Genomic DNA, 23,524 nt, shown 5'->3' with positions numbered 1-23,524 from the left:
AACAAAAGAAAAACAACCTGCGCCTGGCATCGATTCTGGCGTCGGTTGCAGTTGTCTTTTTTGCCGGTTTTGTGGCCAAGATGGTTTTTTTCGCTCACTGAAATGGTTACTAGTGAACCCCGGCCTTTCTTACCTTTACTCTGATGCAGATTAAAAGCGAAAATTTCAAGATGGTGGGAAAGCTGGGCGTTGTTGTGCTCGGAATGTTCTGCTTCGGCTATGCGCTGGTTCCCATCTACAAGGCTATTTGCGAGATGACCGGCATCAATGTGCTGGCCTTGGGCGACCGGCAAATTCCCGGCGCGACGGCCCGCTTACCTGCCAACACCCAAGTGGACCTAAGCCGGACCATTACGGTGGAATTCGACGCCAACTCGCGTGGGCCATGGCATTTCAAGCCGGCCGAGAACTCGCTGCAGGTTCATCCGGGCGAGTTGACAACGGTGATGTATGAGTTTCAAAACGTGCAGAACCGCACCATGTCTGCACAAGCAATTCCAAGTTATGCCCCTGCGCAAGCGGCGGCGCATTTCAACAAGCTGGAATGTTTTTGCTTTAATCAGTACACGCTGGCGCCGGGTGAAAAAAAGCAGTGGCCAGTAGCCTTCGTGATTGATCCAAAGCTGTCCAGGGACGTCAACACCATCACCTTGTCTTACACATTTTTTGAAGTGGGTGGCAAGACGCCTGCGGCACCGGTCGCATCCAGAGCGGCTGCCGTGGCGGGGCAGGATAAGCGGGCAGGCGCGTGAGTCAAGCCACCCCACCCGGAACCGCCAGAAAAAAGTCACTTTGGCGTACCGTAAAGGCCGTTGCCTGGTCGTTCGTGGGTCTGCGCGCACGCGGTGACTACGAAGAAGACGTCAAGAATCTGAGCCTTCTCCACATCATTGTGGTCGGACTGGTTGGCATATTTGTATTTATTGCAGTCTTGGTGCTGCTGGTGAACTTGGCTGTTGCGCGTTAGGCAGCACGGCTTGAACTTTAAGATCAGTGAAAATTCGAGAGAAAAACAGGAGTCGAGTGATGTCATCAGCAATCCACGGGGCAACCCCTTACTACTTTGTGCCCGGACCCTCCCGACACCCAGTCATGGCCGCAACGGGGCTACTTTTTGTCGTTTTTGGTGCCAGTCAGTGGGTAAATGGTGCCGGTTGGGGCGCTTGGGCGCTGGCTGTCGGAATGCTGATCTGGCTGGGGACGCTGTTCCAGTGGTTTCGCGAATCCATCGCAGAGAGCGAAGGAGGCATGTACGGGCGAAAGATCGATCTGTCCTTTCGCTGGAGCATGAGCTGGTTCATTTTTTCAGAGGTCATGTTTTTTGGTGCCTTTTTTACGGCGCTGTGGTGGGCCCGTGCACATTCGGTGCCTGCGCTGGGGAGTCTCGAAAATGCATTGCTCTGGCCTGACTTCAAGGCGGTCTGGCCCAGTCTGGCTGCGGGCGTGACCGCCTCGCCTGCTGACATCGTTGAACCGTTCACGACCATGACGCCGTTCTGGTTGCCCACCATCAACACGGCACTGCTGCTCAGTTCGGGCGTGACCCTGACCATCGCCCACCATGCACTGCGTGAAAATCATCGCGGGCGCACCATCGCTTTCATGTGGTTGACAGTGCTGCTCGGCATTACATTTTTGACTGTTCAGGGATATGAGTATTTCCACGGCTACACGGAACTCAATCTCAAGCTTAGCTCTGGCGTGTATGGTTCGACTTTTTATCTGTTGACAGGGTTTCACGGTTTTCACGTGTTGGTCGGCATGTTGATGCTTTTGTTCATCACGCTGCGCCTGCAAAAAGGTCATTTCACCGCCGACAAGCATTTCGGTTTCGAAGGTGCTGCTTGGTATTGGCACTTTGTGGACGTGGTGTGGCTGGGCCTTTACATCCTCGTTTACTGGATGTGAGGTAACTGTCCAGAAAAAAAGGCCGCTTGACGCGGCCTTTGCCATTTATTTTCCTGCCGGAATACCGGTTGGCTGTATGTAACCCATCTTCCAGGCAATCAGAATGCACACAAACAGCAAGACAGAGAACCCGACACGGAACGCCAGTGCGCGAGCCATGTTGCTGGTCTTGCGTTTTCCGTCGGTGCCGTCTTTCAGCATGAAAAACAATCCAGCGCCCAAGCTGGCGAGGATGGCGATAAATGCAAGTGCTACGAGATAAGTCATGACTAGGATTATCTGCCCATGACTTTTCCCTTGCGATCGTTGCGCTTCTGGCTACTCACTCTTGCTGCACTGCTGGCTCTGGGAGTGACCTTTTCGCTTGGCCAGTGGCAGTTGCGGCGCGCTGCCCAGAAGGAAGCCATTCAGAATGCGATTGAATTAAAAAATATCCTTCCCGCACTAGATGGGCAGGCTCTCGCAGCCCTCGGCGATGTAGCCAGAGAAACACACAGGCGGGTCGTGGTGCAGGGTGTCTGGCAGTCGGCGCATACCATCTACCTTGACAACCGTCCCATGAATGGGCGCACCGGTTTTTGGGTGATGACGCCGCTTGCGTTGCTGGGCAGCGACCGGGTGATTCTCGTTCAGCGTGGTTGGGTCCCTCGCAACTTCGCAGATCGCTCCCGCCTGCCGCAGATCTCGACGCCAGCTGGTCTGGTGACCGTGCAGGGGCGTATTGCCCCCCCGCCATCCAAACTATATGAGTTCAAGGGCGTGGATTTGGGCGTAATCCGGCAAAATTTGGGAATTGATGCTTTTCGACTTGAAACTAGTTTGCCATTGCTGGATGCTTCCTTGCTGCAAGTCGGCGCACCCAGCGAGGGGCTGACTCGGGAATGGCCGGCTCCCAACCTGGGTGTGGACAAGCACTATGGTTACGCCTTCCAGTGGTTTGCTCTGAGCAGCCTGGTGCTTGCTCTGTATGTCTGGTTTCAGCTAATCCTTCCTCTTCGTCGCCAATTCCGTAGCCAATCTCGCGTTCAGCGCCGCGACTAACTGATCAAGTATTGTGACAAACGATCACCGTGAATCATCTTCATATGGCGCTCGCATGCGGACAAACGCTGCGGCGCAAGACGTGCCTTTGGGGCTGACAGTTCATGCCTTGCCTGTAGCTGACCAGGCGGCGGCAGGCGCCGCAGATACCCGCTCCGGCCGCTGGAAAATGCTGGCTGTGCTGCTGGTGTGCGCCAGCCCGGTAATTGCTTCCTATTTTGCCTACTATGTCGTTCGCCCCGAGGGGCGCCGAAATTTCGGCGAACTGATAAACCCGCAGCGTCCCTTGCCGCTGATTGCTACGCAAACGCTGGATGGTCAGACACTCCAGTTGACGGCTCTCAAAAACCAGTGGCTGTTGCTGAGCGTCGCGGGCGGTGCCTGCGAGCTCCGCTGCGAAAAAAATCTTTACTTTCAGCGCCAGCTGCGCGAATCGCTGGGGCGCGAAAAAGACCGACTTGACCGGGTCTGGCTGGTGAATGATGGCGCGCCGGTGCGTGCTGCCTTGCAGCCGGCGCTGGTTTCATCCACGGTGCTGCGTGTGGCACCTGCCGCACTGACACAGTGGCTTGAGCCCGCGGCTGGGAAACAACTGGAAGATCATCTCTATCTGGTAGATCCGCTGGGTAATTTGATGATGCGTTTTCCGGCCAATATGGATGCGGCTTCAGCGGCCAAAGTCAAAATTGATCTGGATCGTTTGCTGCGCGCCTCTAGCAGTTGGGACAAGGCAGGCCGTTAGGCTGAAAATCGCGCTCTGCATTTTTACAGCATGTCTACACCAGATCTCTATAACCTGAGTCCGGCCCTGCGCTTGGCGATCATGGGTCTTGCCCTGGCGCTCGGTCCCCTGGCCTGGATCTGGGCACGCAAGAGGAATGCCCCGGTGGCGCAACGGCTACAGCTGCTGACGCTGGTCACGCTTTTCCTGACCTTTGATCTGGTGATTTTCGGTGCCTTCACCCGGTTGACCGATTCGGGATTGGGCTGCCCCGACTGGCCCGGCTGCTACGGCAGCGCAAGCCCGGTTGGTGCACAACTGCATATTGATGCCGCACAAAGTGCCATGCCCACCGGCCCCGTCACTCATTCCAAGGCCTGGATTGAAATGATCCACCGCTACCTCGCCACGGGCGTAGGGGTCATGATTTTCACGCTGACGCTCCTTACCTGGGTTGCCCACCGTCAAGAGCAGCGCAGTATGCGCAGCGACAAGCTTGAGAGCAACAACATCCTTTCGCCCTGGTGGCCCACCGTCACGCTTGCGTGGGTGTGTCTGCAGGGCGCATTTGGTGCGCTTACCGTCACCATGAAGTTGTTTCCGGCGATTGTCACACTGCATCTGCTGGGGGGGATGGTCCTGTTGGCGCTGCTGCGCGCACAGTCCTCTCAGTACGGGCACTCGCAGCAATCATCGTCGGACACAGGTTTAAGTGCAGGCAGCCGGCGTTTTGTAATTGTCGCGTTTAGCTTGCTTTGGCTGCAGATCGCCTTGGGCGGCTGGGTGAGTACCAATTACGCCGTGCTGGCCTGCACGGACTTTCCGGCTTGCCAGAATTCGCTGTGGCCGGCCATGGACTTTAAACAGGGTTTTACCATTTGGCGTGAGTTGGGCGCCGGCCACGATGGCGCCTACATCAGCTTTCAGGCGCTCACGGCGATCCACTATGTGCATAGGTTGGCTGCCTATGTGGTGTTTGCCGTGCTCATGGCCCTGGCTTTTCATTTGTACCGCCTGCCTGCATTTCGCGCGCGGGCACGCTGGCTTGCCGGTTTGACAATGCTACAGGTCGCCACCGGCCTGAGTAACGTGGTGCTGGGCTGGCCACTGGTGGCGGCGGTTGCGCATACGGGCGGCGCTGCAGCGCTGGTGGTGGCGCTCACTGCCATCGTTTTTTCAAGCTGCCGCGTGGCCGAGCCACTGCCTGCCACCAAATTGAATGCATTAAAATTTTCCGCATGACCTCCAGCAATCCGCCCGCCGCTCCAGTGGCAAGCCCGCGCGTTCCGTCCAGGTTGTCCCAGTTTTACGCGCTGACCAAGCCGCGGGTCGTGCAGCTCATTGTATTTTGTGCCCTGATTGGCATGGTGCTGGCAGTCCCAGGCATCCCGACCTTTTCCGACGTAAGGCTCGCGCTGATTGCCTGCGCTGGAATCTGGTTGGTGGCCGGTGCGGCGGCAGCGTTCAACTGTCTGGTAGAACAGCAAATTGACGCCAAGATGCGGCGCACAGCCTGGCGGCCCACGGCAAGAGGGGAGATCAGCAATCCTCTGACGCTGGCGTTTTCCGGTGGCCTGTGCGCGCTCGGTTCCTTGATCTTGTATGTGTGGGTCAATCCGCTCACCATGTGGCTGACTTTTGCCACTTTCGTCGGTTACGCGGTGGTCTACACCGTGATTCTCAAGCCATTGACGCCGCAAAACATCGTCATTGGGGGTGCCTCCGGCGCGATGCCGCCGGTGCTGGGATGGGCCGCCATGACGGGCTCGGTCGGCCCTGAAGCGCTGATTTTGTTCCTGATTATTTTTCTCTGGACACCGCCGCACTTTTGGGCGTTGGCACTGTACCGCGTCGAAGACTACCGCAAGGCCGGCCTGCCCATGCTGCCGGTCACGCACGGCAATGAATTCACGCGCCTGCAGATCTTTTTGTACACCCTGGTGTTGTTCGCCGCATGCCTGATGCCCTTTATTTTTAAAATGAGCGGCTGGCTTTATCTTGTTACTGCGGTGGTGTTGAGCGTCGGGTTTAGCTGGCGTGCATGGTGCCTGTGGCGCAGCTACTCTGACGCGCTTGCGCGAAAAACATTCCGCTTTTCACTGATTCACCTCTCGGCCCTGTTTGCAGCCCTGCTGCTGGATCATTACCTCGTATGACGACTCTCTTGCTTACCCTACCCACCGTGCCTAACCGCAGGCAGGTAGTCAGACACTTGGCGGGCGCTGCGGCGCTATCTGTTGCGGCCGGCCTTTTGGCGGCCTGCTCACCTGAAAAACCGCAGTTCAGCAGCATCGACCTGACGGGTGCAGACTACCCTCAAGGTTTTTCGCTGCTTGACCAAAACGGCAAGCCGCGCGCGCTCAAGGACTTTGCCGGCAAGGTCGTGGTGGTGTTTTTTGGATTTACGCAATGCCCCGACGTTTGCCCAACGACCATGGCCGATCTGGCGCAAGTCAAGCAGCAACTCGGCCCGGACGGAGGCAAGTTGCAGGCGATTTTCATTACCGTGGATCCCGAGCGTGACACGCCGGAATTGCTGAAAGCCTATATGGGAAACTTTGACCCCAGCTTCCTGGCATTGCGACCCACGCTGGACCAGCTGCCGCAAGTCGCCAAGGACTTCAAGGTTTACTATAAAAAAGTTGACGGTAAAACGCCCGGCAGCTACACCATGGATCACTCAGCGGGCAGCTATGTTTTCGATGGGAAGGGTCGCGTCCGGCTGTACACCCGTTATGGCGTGGGAGCTGAGGTGCTGGCTTCCGATATCAGGCTGCTGTTGAAAACAAGCTGAAAAAAAGCCCGCCACTTTTCAGTGCAGGCTTTTTGAGGCTCGCAGGCTGGCCAGGATTCAGGCGAAAGTCGCCAGCACCTTTTTCATCTTCTTCATGGCGGCCACCTCAATCTGTCGAATGCGTTCGGCGCTGACTTTATATTCGGCGGCCAAGTCATGCAGCGTCATGCCGCCCGAGCCATCGTCATTGACATTGAGCCAGCGCTCTTCGACGATTCGACGCGCACGAGGGTCGAGTTCCCGCAGTGCGGTAGAAATGCCGCCCGAGGCCAAAATGTCCCGCTGACGCGACTCCATGAGGGTTGTCGGTTCCTGCGTCGCATCAGCCAAATAGGCAATTGGCCCAAACGCATCATCGCCGTCGTCGCCCGGGCTCGGGTCAAGCAGTACGTCGCCACCCGACATGCGCTGCTCCATCTCGATGACCTCCTCGCGCTTGACGTTCAGCGTCTTGGCCATCGAATCAATCTGGCCTTCGGTCAGGGTATCGCGGTGCGTCGCTGCGTCCGCGTCATCCTTGAAACCCTGTTTCATGGAGCGCAGGTTGAAGAACAGCTTGCGTTGCGCCTTTGTTGTAGCCACTTTTACCATGCGCCAGTTTTTCAAGATGTACTCATGAATCTCAGCCTTGATCCAGTGCATGGCATAGCTCACCAGACGCACGTTCTGATCCGGATCGAAGCGCTTGACCGCCTTCATCAGACCGATATTGCCTTCCTGGATCAGGTCGCCGTGCGGCAGTCCGTAGCCGAGGTATTTGCGGGAAATCGACACTACCAGCCGGAGATGCGACAGTACCAGCTTGCCGGCGGAGTCAAGATCGTTGTTTTCCTTGAGGTTTTTGGCGAACTCCTGCTCCTGCTCCAAAGTGAGCATGGGCAGTCGATTAGCCGCCGAAATATAAGCTTCGAGGTTGCCCAAGGGGGGCACCAGCGACCAAGGATTAATGGCCGCAACGACGTTGGTATGGGCAACAGAGGGCTTGACAGCCGAATTGTTGAGGGCGGACGCGAATACAGCAGGGCTCGGGGGGGGAAAAGCATATGACACGCAAAACTCCTTTTTCTCTATAAACAAATATTAGCACTCGGCAAGACAGAGTGCTAACCAATAGCTTTAATGACGCAGATAGCGCAAGGCTACTAAGTAGTAACCCTTATTTAATTTAAATACTTTTGAGTGCGAAGAACCGCCTTAGTTCTGACTTGCAAGTGTCTGACAGGTAAAGTGCCCCAACCAATCCAAAAATTCGCCTCGGTACAACTACAAATTTCAGGGTCTGGAAGTTGCTGCTATTGTTTTAATAGCTAACAATAACCGTATTAATTGGACCAGTTGCTAATTTCAACTGGAAATTATCGGTAGGCGGATTGGTTGGGCAATATTCTTTTACGATGCGCGCGACACAGACCAGCGCAGGTAGTCAAAAGTCGCTTTGCAGGGTATGAATCGACCTATATTCCAGTGATGCCGGGCGCAAGCCGCTACTGATTAAATAGCAAATTGACAAGGGTTTTTACAGCGATGCCGAGTTTCTGATTGGCTTGGCTGGCTGGCTGGCTGGCTGGCTGGCGTGCGTCGCGGCTGCGCGTTGACAAAGACGCAATGCAGCTGACAATTCTGTGACATGGCCAACGCTGCCGTGGAGGTCGCCCGTGGTGTCGCGCTTCGTAAATTATTGCTCAGCACTTGCGGCGGAATTTGTGACAGCTGCTTTATCTGCGGCAACGCTGCTGACCCAATCAAAGCCAGGAAACAAGGCTGCGCGCTAACAGGCGTTAAAGCGCAATCGGCTCAAACCACGCCATGCACCATCCGCACCAGCGGCTCACACGCCAGCCTGGCTTCAAGGCATTTCGTCACGCCAGTGGAAACGCGCCAAAACATCGGCTCGGTCACAACACCCAGGTGCGGCGCGAGCAGCACGTTGGGCGGATGGCGCAGCAGGTCGCTGGCATGCAGCGGTTCCATTTCCAACACATCCAGCGCGGAAAAACCACGCCGGCCTTGCTTCAGTGCACTGCCGAGCGCGCGTTGTTGACCAGCAGGCTATCCGGTCGCATTAGTGCCAGCTTAGCATCGCTCACAACAACGATGTGCGATTTACCAGATCGTGAACTTCGGCGGCCTCCAGCTGGCGCACAAACACGCTCGAACTAGCGCGACCTCACCAGCCCCGAGCTTTCAAGCTCACGCAACGCCTCCCGCACCCGCGACAATTGCAGTCGGTTACCACGTCGAGTTCCTTAATGCGCTATCCGGGTGCCAGCGCATCTTGTAGGACCAGCGCCAGCATGTCGTCCCGCAACAGCTTGAACAATGAAAAGTTAGGCACATCGTTAAAGCAGGCCGAGGAACGGGCGGCAGAAGATTCAGTCAACCGACGCAGCCTGGCGTTTAGAGAGGTGATGCTAGGAGAATGACCTGAATTTTGATTTGTCAAATTCTCATATTCAGTGGATGCGTTGCGGGGATACGTTACCGGATAAACCGGAGTTTGCTATGTTTTTGGCCGCAAACAAATTTTATTTTGACCGGGCTAACAGCCTTTTTAATATGTCAGCCCAGGCTCAAGGCAGGCGCTTGTCGTCCCGGACTTCGCGCACTTCGACGTCCACCACATCGTTTGCAGGCTGCCGGGACGTGTCGGAAGGGTCGTGCCAGGCGCTTTGGCGAGAAAATTGCCGAAAGCGGCCAAATGCAATCGCAAATGCTGGTTTTCTGCCTGTGACTCCCCATTTCAGCAGGCTAGCCGCCAGTGCGATCAACCCTGCGGCCAGCAGGCTGAGGGCAAAAACCGCAGTGACCACGCCCAGGGCAAGCTTGAAGAAAAAGCGCAATAGTTGGCTTGCAAAGCTGGACACTGGGCGAATCCTTTAAAAATTTAATCTTTGCAGATCAAGCCGGGACGCTGATTTTCAAGGCCGCGTGTCGCGTGGCCCCACCTGCTTCACCAGTCGATACCGACTTTTTGAAAATAGCTTGGACAGCACGAGTAGCGGCCCCGCTCACAGGTACTGTGTGTCTTTGAGAAAACGAAGGCTTTTCGCATTCAATGCGGCCTCCAATCAATTGCAGCATCTACACACCCACAAGCAGGGTGACGCTCACCGGCAGCACACTCGCGCATGGCAGACAGCTGCGCGATGAAAATAGCCGACCAAATCGCCATGGTAGCCAAAAATACGCCGGATAGCCGGGCGTAATGCACCATGCCGACAGCCATAAGCGCACAGGCCATCCAGGATCGAAGAGCAAACAGCATAACGACCAGGCTGAACATGATGAACGAAATGGCGATCAATCGGAACTAGTTCGGGGCGATGCAACAAGCCGGTGCCTTGCAACCGTGCCGGCTGGCCAGAATAATTTATGGCGAAAAAGCGATCAGTGACTGATATGCCGATATGCCGATATGCCGATATTCAGATGACGCCACTGAGACATCAAGCACTAAGCCAGCAAGGCCTGCGCAAATTCTCGCGCATTGAAGGTTTCGAGATCTTCCAGCTTTTCGCCGACCCCAATGAAATAGACGGCCACCGGGCGTAAATCCGGCGAAGTTTTCGCCCGCTCGCGCGCCCATAGTGCAATCGCTGCCAGCACGCCGCCCTTGGCCGTGCCGTCCAGCTTGGTGACAATCAGACCGGTGAGTTGCAGCGTGTCGTCGAAGGCCTTGACCTGCGCCAAGGCGTTTTGGCCTGTGTTGCCGTCTATCACCAGCAGCACCTCGTGCGGCGCCGTCGCATCGGCCTTCTGCACCACCCGCTTGATTTTGCGCAGCTCTTCCATGAGGTGCATCTGCGTGGGCAATCGGCCGGCGGTATCCACCAGCACCACATCCTTGCCGCGCGCCTTGCCGGCACTAACGGCATCAAAACTCACGGCCGCCGGGTCGCCGCCTTCCTGGCTCACAATTTCGACCGTGTTGCGGTCGGCCCAGACGCTGAGCTGCTCGCGTGCGGCCGCGCGGAAAGTGTCAGCCGCTGCCAGCAGCACGGATGCGCCCTCGTTGGCCAGGTGACGCGTAAGCTTGCCGATGGACGTCGTTTTACCCGCGCCATTAACCCCTGTGACCATGATGACGGTGGGTTGGTGTTCGCCAATCACCAGCGGCCTTTCAAGTGGTTTGAGCAGTGTCGTGATGGATTCGACCAAGGCATTTCTGACGGCCACAGGATGCGTCATGCCGCCTTCCCTGACGCGGCGCTTGACGTCCATCAGCAGATGGCTGGTGGCGCTGACACCGGTATCGGCCATCAGCAGGGCCGTTTCAAGGTCCTCGTACAGCTGGTCGTCGATCAGGTTGCCGGTAAACACCGTGGAAATGCTGCTGCCGGTTTTGCGCAGTCCCGCCTGGAGTTTGCTAAACCACCGCTGGCGCTCGGGTGCCACGCCAAGCGCAATGGCCTGCGCGATGTCGATCGGCGTGACCAGCGCGCTGCCAATAAGCGAGCCGCCGGATTTTTCGGGCGCGCCGGGTGGCCCGCTTGCAATAACCGGTGCAAAAGGCTCAGCGGACGTTGTTTGCGCGGGAAGTCCAGGGCGCGCTGGGGCTAATGGCGGGAGCGCGGGACGTAATTTTTTTTTGAAAAAACTGAACATTGAATATGCTTGTAGAGTCCTCTATTCTATGAAATACCTCACGCCAGCCTTACCGAAGCATTCAGTCTCTTTTTCTAGACGCTTTATTGCCGGCTTTCCCGCCCTGCTGTTACCGGCCGCCCTGGCACTGGGTTTCCCAGCCCAGGCTTTTTCGCAGGCGCCCGCCCAGCTGGAACAATTCACGCTGGCCAATGGGCTGACGGTGATTGTCAAGCCGGACCACCGTGCGCCCACCGTGGCCCACATGCTGTGGGTTCGTGTCGGTGCCATGGATGAAGTGGACGGCACCTCGGGTGTGGCCCACGCGCTTGAGCACATGATGTTCAAGGGCACGCCCACCCTGAAGCCCGGCGATTTTTCCAGGCGCGTCGCTGCCCTGGGTGGTCAGGAAAACGCCTTCACCGGCAGGGACAACACAGGCTACTACCAGCAGATTCCGGCGAGCAAGCTCGAAGCCGTCATGCGGCTGGAGTCTGACCGTTTCGCCCACAACCGGTGGTCCGACGACGAGTTCAGGCGCGAGATCGAGGTCGTCAAGGAGGAGCGCCGCATGCGCACCGAAGACTCGCCTCGGGCCATGCTTCAGGAGCAGGCGACGGCGATGACCTTTGTCTCCTCGCCTTACCGCCGTCCGGTTGTCGGTTGGATGAGTGATCTCGACGCCATGACACCGGACGATGTGCGCAGCTTCTACCAACGCTGGTATATGCCGGCCAATGCGGCGCTGGTGGTAGCCGGTGATGTGGAGCTTGCGCAAGTCAAAAAACTCGCCGAAAAATATTATGGCGGCATTGCGGCGCGGCCGGTACCCGCGCGCAAGCCACGCACCGAGCCCGAGCAGGCTGGCCTGCGTCGCCTCGACTTCAAGGCTCCGGCCAGCCAGGCTTATGTGGGCATGGCCTTCAAGGTGCCCCGGTTGGAGCCCGCCGATCTGGCGCCGAATGCCGGAGCATCATCGCCGACAGCTGCCAGCAGCCGAGAGGCCCTGGCCTTGACCGTGCTGGCGGCCATCCTTGACGGCTACAGTGGTGCGCGGCTCGAGCGCGCGCTGGTCCAGGGAGAAGGCCGCGTGGCTGACAGTGCCGGCGCGTCTAGCGGATTGGTCGGCCGGGGGCCGCAACTGTTCATGCTTGACGGCGTTCCGGCCGACGGCAAAACTGCACAACAGGTGGCTGACGCCCTGCGCCAGCAAGTGGCGCTGATTGCCCGCGATGGCGTCAGCGAGGCGGAACTCCAGCGCGTCAAAACGCAGTGGGTCGCTAACGAAACTTATAAACTCGACTCAGTGTTCAGCCAGGCGCGCGAAATAGGCTCCAACTGGGTTCAAGGCCTGCCGCTGGATGCCAGTTCGCGGCTAATCACCAATCTGCGTTCCATTACCGCCAGTGAAGTACAGGCGGCTGCCGCCAAATATTTCGGCGACGACCAGATGACCATGGCGACCTTGCTGCCGCAAGCCATGGACCCTAGCCGCAAGCCGCGCAAGTCAGACCCGTCAGCCGCCGGCGATATGCGCTGAAACATGTGATTTGAAATTTCATGATGCTAACTACAAAAACAATAGCGGCTGGTGCAATCTTTGCTGGTGCTGCCGGCTTGTTCATTCATACGCCCGTGCTGGCAGCCATTGCGATCCAGCACTGGACTCAGAGCAGCGGTGCCGAGGTCTACCTTGTCGAGAGCCCGACCATCGCCATGCTTGATGTGCAGATAGATTTTGACGCCGGCAGCCGCCGCGATCCTTCCAGGCAGGCAGGCCTGGCCAGCATGACAGCGTCAATGCTGGACAAAGGCGTGCGTGCCAGCGAGCGCCACGCCGGGCCGCTTCAAGCCGACGCAGCCGCCCCGGGCGGTAGTGCAGTACGGCAAGCGGCAAGCGTGGGGGCAACGGCTGCCAGCGCCGAGCCGCTTCAACCCAGGTTAGCCCCCCCGGGGGGCAGTGCAGCTCGCGAAGCGGCAAGCGTGGGGGCCTTATATGATTCGGCTCTGGATGAAAACGCCCTCGGCGAAGCCTGGGCAGATCTGGGTGCGCAATTCAATGCTGGCGCGTCCCTTGATCGCATGAGTTTTTCATTGCGTTCGCTGACCGACCCCGACTTGCTGGACAAAGCCGTTGCGCTGGCGGCTCGTGAAATCGCCGAGCCAGCTTTTCCCGACGCGATCTGGCAACGCGAACGCCAACGCCTGCAGGCGGCGCTCAAGGAGTCCTACACGCGTCCGGGTAACGTGGCGGGCCGCGCCTATGCCCAAGCCGTTTACGGCAGCCACCCGTATGGTTATGAAATAACCGAAGCCACGCTGGCGCGCATCAGCGTGGCGGACCTGCAGGCGGCCCATGCCATGGGCGTGGTGGCCTGCCGGGCGCGAGTCAGCATGGTGGGCGCCGTAACACGGGCGCAGGCTGATGTCATCGCCGCACATCTGTTGTCGCGTCTGCCGGAGTTGCCGTGCGCCAGCCTGCCGCCGTTACCGGTGCTGGCCGAGGTCGCTCCACTCACGGAGCCGCTGGAAAAACGCATTCCCTTCGATGCCGCCCAAGCCCATGTGCTGCTTGGCCAGCCTGGCTATAAGCGGTCTGACCCCGACCATTTCCCCCTGATCGTGGGCAACTACATACTCGGCGGTAGCGGCTTTGTGTCGCGCCTGACCGCGGAAGTGCGCGAGAAACGAGGTCTGGTCTACGGTGTCTCCAGCTCGTTTTCACCGGGTCGTCATGCGGGCAGTTTCACCGTCGGTTTTCAGACCCGGCCCGACCAGGCCGCACAGGCGCTGGAACTCGCGCGCTTTGTGGTTAAAGAGTTTGTCGCCAAGGGGCCGACCCAAGCTGAGCTTCAGGCGGCCAAGGACAACCTGGTGGGCGGTTTTGCCCTGGGTATCGACAGCAATCGCAAGCTGTTGGCCAATCTTGCCGGCATCGCCTGGAATGATTTGCCCTTGAACTATCTGGACACCTGGACGCAGCAGATTGAAAAGGTCAGTATTGACGATGTCATGGCCGCTTTTTCGCGCAAACTTCAGCCTGAAAAAATGGTCACCGTGATTCTGGGAACAGCACAATGAAATACACTCCCGGCAAAGCTCCGGTTGAGACTACTGTCAGGCCGTCCGTCAAACAAACCGTCAAACCCAAGGGCACGGCGCACCTCAAGCCACCAGGCGAAATTCGAATTATTGGCGGGCGGTACAAGCGCAGCAAGCTCCCGGTTCCCAACACCCCCGGCCTGCGACCGACGCCCGATCGGGTGCGCGAAACCCTGTTCAACTGGCTTGGTCAGGACCTGACTGGCTGGCGTTGCGCTGACGTGTTTGCCGGTACCGGCGTGCTGGGCTTTGAAGCCGCCTCGCGGGGCGCGGCCGAAGTTCTGCTGTGCGAACAGGATCCGGTGCTGGTGCTGCGGCTCAAAGCCGTGCAGGCGCGGCTGCAGGCGGACATGGTACAGGTGGAACGCGGCGACGGGCTGGGCGCTCTCAGGCGTCTTGACGCTGGCAGCATGCAACTGGTGTTTCTGGACCCGCCGTTTGAGTCCACTGTGTTTGAAGCCGCGCTCAAAGCTGCTGCGCAGGCCATCAGCGCGACCGGGCTGGTCTACCTTGAAGCCCCCCGGCCGTGGCTTGACGACGAGCTGCTGCCTCTTGGTCTTAAGCTGCAGCGGAGCAGCAAGGCGGGCGCCGTGCATTTTCATCTGCTGACCGGCAAGGACAGCCATGCGGCAGAGCAAAAGCCGCAGGCCGCCTGAAGCCCTTCGCCGCTAGTGGTTACGCCGCTGCAGGATGTCGGAGGCATAATTCCCGCATGCCCACTCCTGTAGCGTCAGTCCCGCGTATTGCCGTTTATTCGGGGACTTTTGATCCCTTCACGCGGGGTCACGATGACGTGGTGCGGCGTGCCGTCGGGCTGTTTGACGAACTCGTTATAGCCGTCGCGGTAGCGCACCACAAGAAAACCCTATTTTCATTGGAAGCGCGCGTTGCGCAGGTACGGCAAGCCACTGAAGAGATGGTGGGCGTGAGAATACTGCCCTTTGACGGACTGATAATGGATTTTTGTGCGACGCAGCGCGCCTGCGCAGTGGTACGCGGCATCCGCAACCTGACGGACTTTGATTACGAGGCGCAGATGGCAGCCATGAACCGCAAGTTAAGGCCACAGGTCGAAACCGTTTTTCTGCTGCCTGATGCGACGTTTGCCTGCATCAGCAGCACGCTGGTGCGTGAAATAAGTAAGCTGGGCGGTGATGTCGGCCAGATGGTGACTCCGGCGGTAGCCGACGCTCTGGTTGCAGCCCGGGCGGGGAAGGGCGGCTGATCATGGCGCTTCTCATCACCGACGAATGCATCAACTGCGATGTGTGCGAGCCCGAATGTCCCAACGAAGCAATTTACCTTGGCGTGGAAATCTACCAGATTGACCCGCAAAGATGCACCGAATGCGTCGGTCATTTTGACGAGCCGCAATGCGTTCAGGTCTGCCCGGTAGCCTGTATCCCGGTTGATCCGCAACACCTTGAAAACCGTGAAACACTCTGGGAAAAGTACCAGCGGCTGCAATCCCACCGGCTGGTCACCATGACCCGCATAGTCGATTAAAAAAACTGGGTTGTACTCCGGATCTGATATTCAATCGACTCCTAGTCCAATGTTTTTGGGTATAGTTTGCTATTAAATAAATAGTAATCAAGTGGACTCGGGATCAGTCTTGCGTGGCGGTTTCGGGCGCGGCGGTGCGCTGGTGTGGATCAGCATGGTGGCTTTTTCCATTTCGCCTTTCAGTAGTTCAGGCACTGCCCTGAGCGCGCGCGCTATGCTTTCCTCAATGGCAAAACGGTCTTCCTGCGAAGGCTTTTTCAGTACCCAGTTGATGACTTCAGACTTCACGCCCGGATGCCCCACGCCGAGGCGCAGCCGCCAGTAGTCAGCGCTTCCGAGTTGAGCATGGATGTCACGCAAACCGTTGTGGCCCGCGTGGCTGCCGCCGAATTTAAGCTTTGCCTGGCCGGCAACGATATCGAGTTCGTCATGTGCGACCAGGATTTCATCGGGTGCGATCTTGAAAAAGTGCGCAAGCGCAGCGACGGACTTGCCCGAAAGGTTCATGAAGGTCAGCGGCTTTAGCAGCCAGACCGTCTGCCCGTTGATGGTGGCGCGGGCAACCTGGCCAAAATAATTTTTATCGAGGCTGAGCGCAGCCTTCATTTCGCGCGAAAGCGCATCGATCCACCAGAAGCCGGCGTTGTGTCGGGTGGCTTCGTACTCGGGACCGGGGTTACCCAGGCCAACAAACAGTTTGATCATGTCGTGTGGGGATGATGAAGGGAAGGCCGCTCCAGCGTAGCAGAACCACGCGCGCATGAAAAAGGCCCTTGTCCCCGAAGGAGGAGAAGGGCCAGTCGCTATCGGCCGCGGCTTTTTAAGGGCAGCGCAGCTTGCCGGGAATTACTTTTTCGCGGCAGGCTTGGCGGCTGGGGCAGCTGCAGGCTTGGCGGCGGGCTTGCCACCTTTCGCGCCAGCTTTGGCGGCTTTTGGATCAACTGCCTCGACCGGCGCTGCTTCGACTTCTTCCACGATAGCCGTGACAGACACCATTACCGGGTTGACCTGGCCTTTGTTGATGGCTTTGACACCCTTGGGCAAGATGATGTCCTTCACATGCAGGGGGCTGCCTTTTTTCAACCCGCTCAGGTCAACGGCGATGAATTCAGGAATATCGGCAGGGAAGCACGACAGAGTCATCTCGGTCAGCACATGGTTGACCAAGCAGTTTTCGGTCTTGACGGCCGGGGATTCTTCTTCACCGCTGTAGTGCACGGGCACTTTCACGGTCATGCGGGTGCGGGCTTCAACGCGCTGGAAGTCGATGTGCAGAACCTGTTGTTTGAAAGGGTGCATTTGCAGATCGCGCAGCAGAACCTTGTGGTCCTTGCCGCCCAGTTCCATCTCGAGGATGGAGCCATGAAAGGCTTCCTTCTTGATGGCGTGCCACAGCGCGTTGTGATCGATTTCGATCAGGATGGGTTCACCAGTGCCACCATAAACAATACCGGGCGTGCGGCCGGTGATGCGGAGACGGCGGCTCGCACCCGTACCCTGCATTGCGCGCTCAAAAGCGACGAATTTCATAATCTTCTCCAAAAGAGGCGGGCCGCGACCAGCTCACACCTCGACATAAAAAAACTGCTTCAGCCTGGACAACTTCACAAGGTGTCGCAACTGCGCAGCCCGTTTTTTGCCTCAAATCAGGACGGCTTGTTCCTGATCCGAAAACAAACTCATGACCGACTCTCCCTTGGCGATGCGCTGCATGGTTTCAGCAATCAACGGTGCCACGGAAAGCTGGCGAATTTTTTTGCACCCCAAGGCATCAGGGTTCAGTGGAATGGTGTTGGTGACAACCACTTCGTCTAGCGCGTCACCCTGGGTAATCCGCTCGATGGCCGGCCCCGAGAAAATCGGGTGCGTGCAATAGGCATAGACTTTTTTGGCACCGCGCTCTTTCAGCACTTCAGCCGCCTTTACCAGCGTGCCGGCCGTGTCGATCATGTCGTCCATGATGACGCAGTTACGCCCTTCGATGTCACCAATGACATGCATCACTTCCGATACATTGGCTTTGGGGCGGCGCTTGTCGATGATGGCCATGTCGCAACCGAGCTGCTTGGCTAGCGCCCGGGCGCGGACCACGCCGCCCACGTCGGGCGAAACAACCATCAGGTCGGTGTAGTTCTTCTGGCGCAAATCGCCCAACAGCACCGGCGAGGCGTAGATGTTGTCGACCGGGATGTCAAAGAAGCCCTGAATCTGGTCCGCATGCAGATCCATGGTCAGGACGCGCGTCACACCCACGGCCTGCAACATGTTGGCCACCACCTTGGCCGTGATCGGCACACGCGCAGAGCGTGGACGGCGATCCTGCCGCGCGTAGCCAAAATAGGGAATTACGGCGGCGATCTGATCGGCCGATGCGCGTTTGAGCGCATCAACCATGATGAGAAGCTCCATCAGATTGTCGTTGGTCGGCGCGCAGGTGGATTGCACCACAAACACGTCGCGGGCGCGCACATTTTGCTGGATCTCGACGGTAACTTCACCGTCCGAGAAGCGGCCTACATGCGCAACGCCCAGTGTGGTTCCAAGGTTCTGTGCAATTTCGGCGGCCATGCTCGGATTGGCATTGCCGGTAAAAACCAGGAAATCGGGGTGGTGCGTATGCATGTGAGGCCCAGCTGCTGTCGGACTTGAAGAAGGCTGAAATTTTACGAAGACTAATTACGTAGGGAAAGCAGAGGCAACGCGGGCTTGGCAGTGAGCGCCAGTTGCGGGTGGTCCCAAAGTACGCAGACCCGCAGATACATTCATCACGCGGGTCTTGAATCACAATCTCCTGCAGGACGATCCCGCAGGATTACAAATTTGGCAGGGGTGGAAGGAGTCGAACCTGCGAATGCTGGAATCAAAATCCAGTGCCTTAACCAACTTGGCGACACCCCTACACAGGAAAATTGTCGTTGCCAACAATCAACCCACTAATCATCGTCTGAAAATATGATCCTGCTACCAACTAATTTACCAACCGGCCAGAGGATGAATTTCCAGACTCTTGCATTTTCTGATTTTCCACTCGCCGGGAGCGGGCAAAAGATCAATATCATGCAAAATTTGCGCAAATACAGCACTTCCCGAACCGGTCATACGCCCTTGAAGCTGCTGCATTTTTAACCAGTCAAGTGACTGATTAATTTGCGGGCAAATCTCTTGAGCAACCGGCTGCAAGTCATTATGGCCAAATCCAAAACTTAAATTATTCAGGCCATCTGCATAAGCAGTAAAGCCTTGCATTGTAGCAGTCTCTGTGTCGCGTTTGAGCGCGGGTGCGCTGAAAATAGCTTGTGTTGAAACGCCGGCTGCCGGTTTGACCACCACAAACCTAGCCGGCGCCAGGGAGATAGGCGTGATCTTTTCCCCGATCCCTTCCACCCAGGCATGGCTTCCCGAAAGGAAAAATGGCAAATCTGCACCCAGTGACAGTGCCAGCGCGCGCAGATTTTCGGGTGGCAAACGCACACCCCAAAGACGTTGCAGCGCCAGCAGGCAGCTCGCAGCATCAGACGAACCGCCCCCCATGCCCGCCTGTGCCGGAATGCGTTTTTCCAGGCTGATGTGAACGCCCAGAGCGGTGCCACAGGCTACCTGCAGCGCCTTGGCCGCTCGCACCGTGAGGTCTTGCGCAGGCAGCGCTTCAGCGCAAAAACCGGCGGTTTTGCCGGTGCCTGGAAGGTCGGTCCGGCTAATGCGCCCGTCGTTGCGCAACTCAAGGTGCAGGGTATCGCACCAGTCGATCAGCATGAAGACCGATTGAAGCAAATGGTAGCCGTCCGGTCTGCGCCCCGTGATGTGCAAAAAGAGGTTGAGCTTTGCTGGCGCAGGAATGTCGTATATGGCTTTCATGGGCCGTAAAGACAATGTGGGGCATGTCACGCGTGAAACATCTGCGAAAGCACGGGGGTATGCCGACACCTGGCCTTATTGGTCCAGCACCACGCGAAGATCCGCCTGAGGTGCAGGCAGTGCTCTTTGGGCGGTAATGCGACCTTCGACTTGCCGGGAAAGATCGGCAGTCCACCCGCTGACGCTCGCGTGGTCGCCACGCAACCAGGCAAACAGCGCATTCATGGGTACCGCCGCGCCCGTGGCCTGCGCCATCAATGCATCGACGGACTCAAAGCGCTGGATCTTGTGATCCCCAGAATCAAGCACTGCCTCTTGGGGCGACCAGCGCAAAACCCCCAGTACGCTTCCCAGCGGGCTGATCAGTGTCAACTCGCCACGCTCGGGCTTGCCCTTGAGTTCAAAGCCGGCGTAGAAAGACTGCGCAGGCTCACTTTGAACCTGCAGGCTGAGGCGCCCTGCCCAAAATCCGTTCTCTGGATCATTGATGGCTTTAGTCCGGGAAATACCGGCACACCCTGCTATCAAAAAAATAGCACTAAGGGCTCCGGAAAAAAGCAGGCGATGCAGGCGGCTATTGAAAGACAAACTGCATCCCGGTTTACAGTTTTACCTGCAGACGCTTGAGCGTCTCGTTCAGGGCTTCGCTGTCGGGATTGATCAGCCGGGCTTCCTTCCAGATGGCGACAGCGCGGTCATGTTCACCCATGCTCCAGAGAACCTCGCCGAAATGGGCGGCAATTTCAGCGTCCGGTTTGGTCTTGTAAGCAGCCTCAAAAATCCGCACCGCTTCGGCATTGTGGCCGAGGCGAAATTCGACCCATCCCAGACTGTCCCCAATGAAGGGGTCGGACGGCGCATACTCAAGCGCCTTGCGGATCAGATCCCGTGCCTCGGGCAGGCGAATGCCGCGTTCGGCCAGTGAATAGCCGAGCGCGTTGTAGGCATGATGGAAGTCGGGCTTGAGTTGGATGATCTGGCGCAACAAGCGCTCCATTTCGTCCAGTGCTCCTAGCTTTTCAGCCATCATGGCCTGGTCATAAAGCAGGTCGGTGTCGTCTGGCGCTTTGACCAGGGTTTGAGCCAACAAATCGTGGGCTAGCCGGTATTGCTTGAACTCGCGGAGCAGGCCGATTTCAGCGTTGATTTTCAGGCGCGCGTCTTCTGGCGTGCGTTCGGGCAGTTGACGGATCAGCTGTCGACCTTCTTCGAGTTTTCCCTGGCTGGCCAGAATTGAGGCGCGTCGGGTTTGTGCCTGCGCAAGGTCCGAGGAATTTTCAATTTTGCCCAGCCAGCTCTCGGCGCCAGCGTAGTCCTTGCGTTTTTCGGCCAGTTGCGACAGGGAAAGATAAGCCTGGTCAAGGCCCCGTTTATTTTCCGCTTCGGGCGCTTGTTGGCTGATCAGTGCAATATACCGTTCCAGCGAGGCCTGAGCCCGCCCAAGCTGGTTGTCCTGCAACTGCAATGAACCCAGCACCAGCCAGCCTTGCGGAAATTCGGGTTTGTCACGCGTGACTAGTTGCAGCTGGGCAGATGCTTCCGCATAGCGCTGCATGCCCACCAAGGTCTGGGCGTAGGCCATGCGGATTTCGGGCAGTGCCTCGCCTTGGTTTTTGTTAGCCTCAAGATATTTCTGAATCAGGCCTTCGGCCTGGGGTATTTTGGGGTCCATCAGTTCAAGCGCTACCAGAACCGGGCCTTCCGCGGAGGCGTCAGCCGCCTGCCCGCGACTCGCAGCTTCGAATGCGCCTGCGTTATCCCCGGCCGCCAGCCGCATGCGCCCCACCGTGGTCCAAGCGACACCGGTGGTCGCAGGATTGTTCAGGTAGTCAGCCAATGCGGCTTCAACCACGGTGCTGGCCAGCTTCTTGTCGGTGACGCGGGCATAGGCGCGGGGTATCCCCGTGAGCACCGCCACTCTTTCAGCGTCGGGGGCTATTTTGATTTCGGTTTTCAGTGGATCTTCGGTATCGGCGATGCGGTTCAGGGCGATCAGGATTTGCAGCACATAGCGGTTGGCCTCGCGCGAGGCGGGCAGGTCCTGCTTCCAGGCCCGCGCGGCCTGCAGAGCTGAATCGCCAGAGCGCGACTGCAGCGCGATATCGGTGGCGCGCTGGTAAAGCTGGGCATCGCTGGTTTTTCGGGCAGCATCCAGCATCAACGCGAAGCCCGCAGCTGGTTCTCCCTCTTGGGTGGTCATCTCACCGATCAGTAGCTGATAAAACAGCGCACCGTCAATCTGCGAAACTGGCGCTGATTGTTGCGCTGCTTTGGCCTGGGCGAGACCCGAAGGGGTGGCAGAATCGGGGAGCGGCGCTTGTGCGATCACCAGCGACGTGGTGACGCACAGGCAAGTAAAAGCAAGGCCGAGTTTTTTCTTCATTTACCCATGATAATTGATGCGGCCCAAGGGGGCATTCCCTTTTAATCCGCTTTGCTATTGAGGGGCTAGTCTTGCAAGAAATCTCTGCTAGCCCATTTCCTGCCTGAAGTTTTCACCCATGCCCGAATTGCCGGAAGTTGAAGTCACCCGCCTGAGCTTCGCCGAAAAGATTGCAGGTGCTCGTATTGAGCTTGTGACTTTGGGCAAACCGCTGCGCTGGCCGCTCGGATGCGGCCCCCAGCAGTTGCAGGGCCAGCTCATACTGTCAGTACGCCGTCGCGGCAAATATCTGCTGCTTGACTTGAACAACGGCCTGTTGCTGATGCATCTGGGTATGTCTGGCAGCGTCAGTTTTGGCGCCGGATTTGCCCCTCCGGGCAAGCATGACCACTTTGACATGGTCACCACCCTGGGTACCTTGCGTCTTCACGATCCGCGCCGGTTTGGGGCCGTGGTCTATGCCAGCGGCGAAAGTGACCCGGTTTCGCAAAAGTTGCTTGGCAAGCTTGGTGTGGAACCCCTCAGCGAGGCATTTGACGCGAGCTTATTCCATCAGGCTCTCAGGCGCAGGAATATGGCGATCAAGCAGGTCTTGCTTGGCGGCGAAGCGGTGGTCGGCGTTGGGAATATTTATGCTTCAGAGGCGCTTTTTCTTGCCGGGATTCGGCCTACGACGAAAGCACGGCGAATCAGCAAACCGCGTGCTGTGTTGCTCCATCATGCGATTCAGCGGGTTTTGACACAGGCGGTTACAAAGGGGGGCAGTACCCTCAGGGATTTCTCCAACGCCCAAGGCGAGGCCGGACACTTTCAGCTTGATGCGATGGTTTATGACCGGGCAGGCCTGCTCTGCAAGGTATGCGCAACGCCGATTAAAGGCATCCGGCAGGGCCAGCGTTCAACTTTTTATTGCGTCAATTGCCAGCGGCCTTAAATCCGCGGGCACCGCGTAAGTGTTCGCCTGGGGTGGGCGATGCTATATTGGACCGACAACTTTTTTTCGCAGATCATGTCCTTCAACAAAAAATTTGACCAGCACGGCACATGGCGACGCAATTTTGCCTTGCGTTTGAAACTGCTTGGCGAGTGGATGAAGGACCACGACTTGCTCAATGCGGCTGTTGAAGAGCGCTTGCACCGGCTTGAGATGCAGGTTCGATCCGACAAGGTCATGGTGGCGTTTGTGGCGGAGTTCTCGCGCGGCAAATCCGAGCTGATCAATGCCATATTTTTTGCCGGCTACGGTCGCCGCATCATGCCGGCAAGCGCAGGTAGAACCACCATGTGTCCGACGGAATTGGGGTATGACGCAGACATTCCGCCCTGCCTGCGCCTGTTGCCCATCGAAACCCGCTTGCAGACGCAGGCGCTCATGGAATGGCGAAACGTGCCGGAGAAATGGACACGTATTGATTTGGCAGTGAACGACCCGGCGCAACTGGCGCAGGCGCTTGAAAAAGTGGCCGAGGTCAAACACGTGACGCGAGACCAAGCCCGCGCTCTCGGTTTCTGGCACGACGGCAGTCCCGACGACAATCCACTGGTCGGCACTGACGGGCTGATCGAAGTGCCCAGATGGCGTCATGCGTTGATCAATATTGCCCACCCGCTTCTGAAGCAGGGGTTGGTG

General features: G+C 57.8%; 26 protein-coding genes, 1 tRNA gene and 2 pseudogenes. 16 read left to right on the top strand and 13 right to left on the bottom strand.

What is annotated here, in order from left to right; translation table 11 throughout:
• The 4 genes from HHJ19_RS15015 to HHJ19_RS15000 form a co-directional block, all read left to right on the top strand.
• The coding region (locus tag HHJ19_RS15015; protein WP_296908676.1) for a cytochrome oxidase small assembly protein at positions 1-101 on the top strand (101 nt) is incomplete at its 5' end.
• Between the two features lie 42 nt (positions 102-143).
• Entirely contained in the window at positions 144-752 is a 609-nt protein-coding gene (locus tag HHJ19_RS15010) for a cytochrome c oxidase assembly protein (protein ID WP_296908674.1), read from the top strand.
• The gene (locus HHJ19_RS15005; protein ID WP_296908673.1) at positions 749-967 is read left to right on the top strand and encodes a DUF2970 domain-containing protein; all 219 of its coding nucleotides are present in this window, start codon (positions 749-751) and stop codon (positions 965-967) included. The genes HHJ19_RS15010 and HHJ19_RS15005 overlap by 4 nt, the downstream gene beginning before the upstream one ends.
• Positions 968-1,026: 59 nt before the next feature.
• Entirely contained in the window at positions 1,027-1,908 is an 882-nt protein-coding gene (locus HHJ19_RS15000) for a cytochrome c oxidase subunit 3 (protein ID WP_296908672.1), read from the top strand.
• A gap of 45 nt (positions 1,909-1,953) precedes the next feature.
• Here the strand turns inward: HHJ19_RS15000 and HHJ19_RS14995 are convergent, their stop codons facing one another.
• Positions 1,954-2,175 carry a twin transmembrane helix small protein gene (locus HHJ19_RS14995; RefSeq protein ID WP_296908671.1) on the bottom strand — a complete coding sequence of 74 codons (222 nt, stop codon included), beginning with the start codon at positions 2,173-2,175 and terminating at the stop codon, positions 1,954-1,956.
• Between the two features lie 18 nt (positions 2,176-2,193).
• Between HHJ19_RS14995 and HHJ19_RS14990 the strand changes: the two genes are divergently transcribed.
• The 5 genes from HHJ19_RS14990 to HHJ19_RS14970 are packed head-to-tail and all read left to right on the top strand — an operon-like array spanning position 2,194 to position 6,464.
• Positions 2,194-2,949 (top strand): SURF1 family protein, encoded by a 756-nt coding sequence (locus tag HHJ19_RS14990; RefSeq protein ID WP_296908670.1) that lies wholly within the window; start codon positions 2,194-2,196, stop codon positions 2,947-2,949.
• A gap of 55 nt (positions 2,950-3,004) precedes the next feature.
• Positions 3,005-3,691 carry a hypothetical protein gene (locus HHJ19_RS14985; protein ID WP_296908669.1) on the top strand — a complete coding sequence of 229 codons (687 nt, stop codon included), beginning with the start codon at positions 3,005-3,007 and terminating at the stop codon, positions 3,689-3,691.
• 30 nt (positions 3,692-3,721) lie between these two features.
• Entirely contained in the window at positions 3,722-4,912 is a 1,191-nt protein-coding gene (locus HHJ19_RS14980; RefSeq protein ID WP_296908668.1) for a heme A synthase, read from the top strand.
• Positions 4,909-5,826, top strand: a complete 918-nt coding sequence (cyoE, locus tag HHJ19_RS14975) for a heme o synthase (RefSeq protein WP_296908667.1) — start codon at positions 4,909-4,911, stop codon at positions 5,824-5,826. Before HHJ19_RS14980 ends, cyoE begins: the two co-directional genes overlap by 4 nt.
• A complete protein-coding gene (locus HHJ19_RS14970; RefSeq protein WP_296908666.1) occupies positions 5,823-6,464 on the top strand; it encodes an SCO family protein in 642 nt (213 codons plus the stop codon). The genes cyoE and HHJ19_RS14970 overlap by 4 nt, the downstream gene beginning before the upstream one ends.
• A gap of 57 nt (positions 6,465-6,521) precedes the next feature.
• On the opposite strand, the gene rpoH is transcribed toward HHJ19_RS14970, so the two are convergent.
• The 5 genes and pseudogenes from rpoH to ftsY all read right to left on the bottom strand — a co-directional run bounded on the left by rpoH (position 6,522) and on the right by ftsY (position 11,069).
• Positions 6,522-7,412: an RNA polymerase sigma factor RpoH gene (gene rpoH / locus HHJ19_RS14965; protein WP_296908675.1), complete on the bottom strand. Its 891-nt coding sequence runs from the start codon at positions 7,410-7,412 to the stop codon at positions 6,522-6,524.
• Positions 7,413-8,258: 846 nt separating this feature from the next.
• Positions 8,259-8,489: pseudogene (locus tag HHJ19_RS14960) on the bottom strand (NAD(P)-dependent oxidoreductase); the annotation flags it as partial.
• Between the two features lie 229 nt (positions 8,490-8,718).
• On the bottom strand, positions 8,719-8,844 hold the full coding sequence (locus tag HHJ19_RS14955) for a hypothetical protein (RefSeq protein WP_296908665.1): 126 nt from the start codon (positions 8,842-8,844) through the stop codon (positions 8,719-8,721).
• A 190-nt stretch (positions 8,845-9,034) separates the two neighbouring features.
• Positions 9,035-9,328 (bottom strand): hypothetical protein, encoded by a 294-nt coding sequence (locus HHJ19_RS14950; protein ID WP_296908664.1) that lies wholly within the window; start codon positions 9,326-9,328, stop codon positions 9,035-9,037.
• Positions 9,329-9,917: 589 nt separating this feature from the next.
• Positions 9,918-11,069 (bottom strand): signal recognition particle-docking protein FtsY, encoded by a 1,152-nt coding sequence (ftsY, locus tag HHJ19_RS14945; RefSeq protein ID WP_296908663.1) that lies wholly within the window; start codon positions 11,067-11,069, stop codon positions 9,918-9,920.
• Positions 11,070-11,097: 28 nt separating this feature from the next.
• Between ftsY and HHJ19_RS14940 the strand changes: the two genes are divergently transcribed.
• From HHJ19_RS14940 to HHJ19_RS14920, 5 genes are read left to right on the top strand one after another with little or no spacing between them, the layout of a single operon-like run.
• Positions 11,098-12,588 carry a pitrilysin family protein gene (locus HHJ19_RS14940; protein ID WP_296908662.1) on the top strand — a complete coding sequence of 497 codons (1,491 nt, stop codon included), beginning with the start codon at positions 11,098-11,100 and terminating at the stop codon, positions 12,586-12,588.
• Positions 12,589-12,608: 20 nt separating this feature from the next.
• The gene (locus tag HHJ19_RS14935; RefSeq protein ID WP_296908661.1) at positions 12,609-14,129 is read left to right on the top strand and encodes a pitrilysin family protein; all 1,521 of its coding nucleotides are present in this window, start codon (positions 12,609-12,611) and stop codon (positions 14,127-14,129) included.
• Positions 14,126-14,806 (top strand): 16S rRNA (guanine(966)-N(2))-methyltransferase RsmD, encoded by a 681-nt coding sequence (gene rsmD, locus HHJ19_RS14930; RefSeq protein ID WP_296908660.1) that lies wholly within the window; start codon positions 14,126-14,128, stop codon positions 14,804-14,806. Before HHJ19_RS14935 ends, rsmD begins: the two co-directional genes overlap by 4 nt.
• A gap of 56 nt (positions 14,807-14,862) precedes the next feature.
• The gene (gene coaD / locus HHJ19_RS14925; protein ID WP_296908659.1) at positions 14,863-15,375 is read left to right on the top strand and encodes a pantetheine-phosphate adenylyltransferase; all 513 of its coding nucleotides are present in this window, start codon (positions 14,863-14,865) and stop codon (positions 15,373-15,375) included.
• Between the two features lie 2 nt (positions 15,376-15,377).
• A complete protein-coding gene (locus HHJ19_RS14920) occupies positions 15,378-15,656 on the top strand; it encodes a YfhL family 4Fe-4S dicluster ferredoxin (RefSeq protein WP_296908658.1) in 279 nt (92 codons plus the stop codon).
• A gap of 87 nt (positions 15,657-15,743) precedes the next feature.
• Here HHJ19_RS14920 and pth read toward each other — a convergent pair whose 3' ends face one another.
• From pth to HHJ19_RS14885, 7 genes are all read right to left on the bottom strand, one after another.
• Positions 15,744-16,361: an aminoacyl-tRNA hydrolase gene (pth, locus tag HHJ19_RS14915; protein ID WP_296908657.1), complete on the bottom strand. Its 618-nt coding sequence runs from the start codon at positions 16,359-16,361 to the stop codon at positions 15,744-15,746.
• Positions 16,362-16,502: 141 nt separating this feature from the next.
• Positions 16,503-17,186: a 50S ribosomal protein L25/general stress protein Ctc gene (locus HHJ19_RS14910; RefSeq protein ID WP_296908656.1), complete on the bottom strand. Its 684-nt coding sequence runs from the start codon at positions 17,184-17,186 to the stop codon at positions 16,503-16,505.
• A 111-nt stretch (positions 17,187-17,297) separates the two neighbouring features.
• Positions 17,298-18,278 carry a ribose-phosphate pyrophosphokinase gene (locus HHJ19_RS14905; protein ID WP_296908655.1) on the bottom strand — a complete coding sequence of 327 codons (981 nt, stop codon included), beginning with the start codon at positions 18,276-18,278 and terminating at the stop codon, positions 17,298-17,300.
• Positions 18,279-18,477: 199 nt separating this feature from the next.
• Positions 18,478-18,554 (bottom strand) — tRNA-Gln (locus tag HHJ19_RS14900).
• A 75-nt stretch (positions 18,555-18,629) separates the two neighbouring features.
• A complete protein-coding gene (locus HHJ19_RS14895) occupies positions 18,630-19,511 on the bottom strand; it encodes a 4-(cytidine 5'-diphospho)-2-C-methyl-D-erythritol kinase (protein ID WP_296908654.1) in 882 nt (293 codons plus the stop codon).
• A gap of 75 nt (positions 19,512-19,586) precedes the next feature.
• On the bottom strand, positions 19,587-20,099 hold the full coding sequence (locus tag HHJ19_RS14890; RefSeq protein WP_296908653.1) for an outer membrane lipoprotein LolB: 513 nt from the start codon (positions 20,097-20,099) through the stop codon (positions 19,587-19,589).
• Positions 20,100-20,112: 13 nt separating this feature from the next.
• Complete coding sequence (locus HHJ19_RS14885; protein WP_296908652.1) at positions 20,113-21,894, bottom strand: tetratricopeptide repeat protein; 1,782 nt, start codon at positions 21,892-21,894, stop codon at positions 20,113-20,115.
• Positions 21,895-22,012: 118 nt separating this feature from the next.
• Here HHJ19_RS14885 and mutM point away from each other — a divergent pair, with 118 nt between their 5' ends.
• Positions 22,013-22,828: a bifunctional DNA-formamidopyrimidine glycosylase/DNA-(apurinic or apyrimidinic site) lyase gene (gene mutM / locus HHJ19_RS14880; RefSeq protein ID WP_296908651.1), complete on the top strand. Its 816-nt coding sequence runs from the start codon at positions 22,013-22,015 to the stop codon at positions 22,826-22,828.
• 75 nt (positions 22,829-22,903) lie between these two features.
• Positions 22,904-23,524, top strand: a pseudogene (locus tag HHJ19_RS14875) (dynamin family protein); the annotation flags it as partial.

It is taken from the genome of Polaromonas sp. (assembly GCF_012927415.1).
Taxonomy (GTDB): domain Bacteria; phylum Pseudomonadota; class Gammaproteobacteria; order Burkholderiales; family Burkholderiaceae_C; genus Polaromonas.
This window is presented reverse-complemented; position numbering and strand designations above follow the sequence as displayed.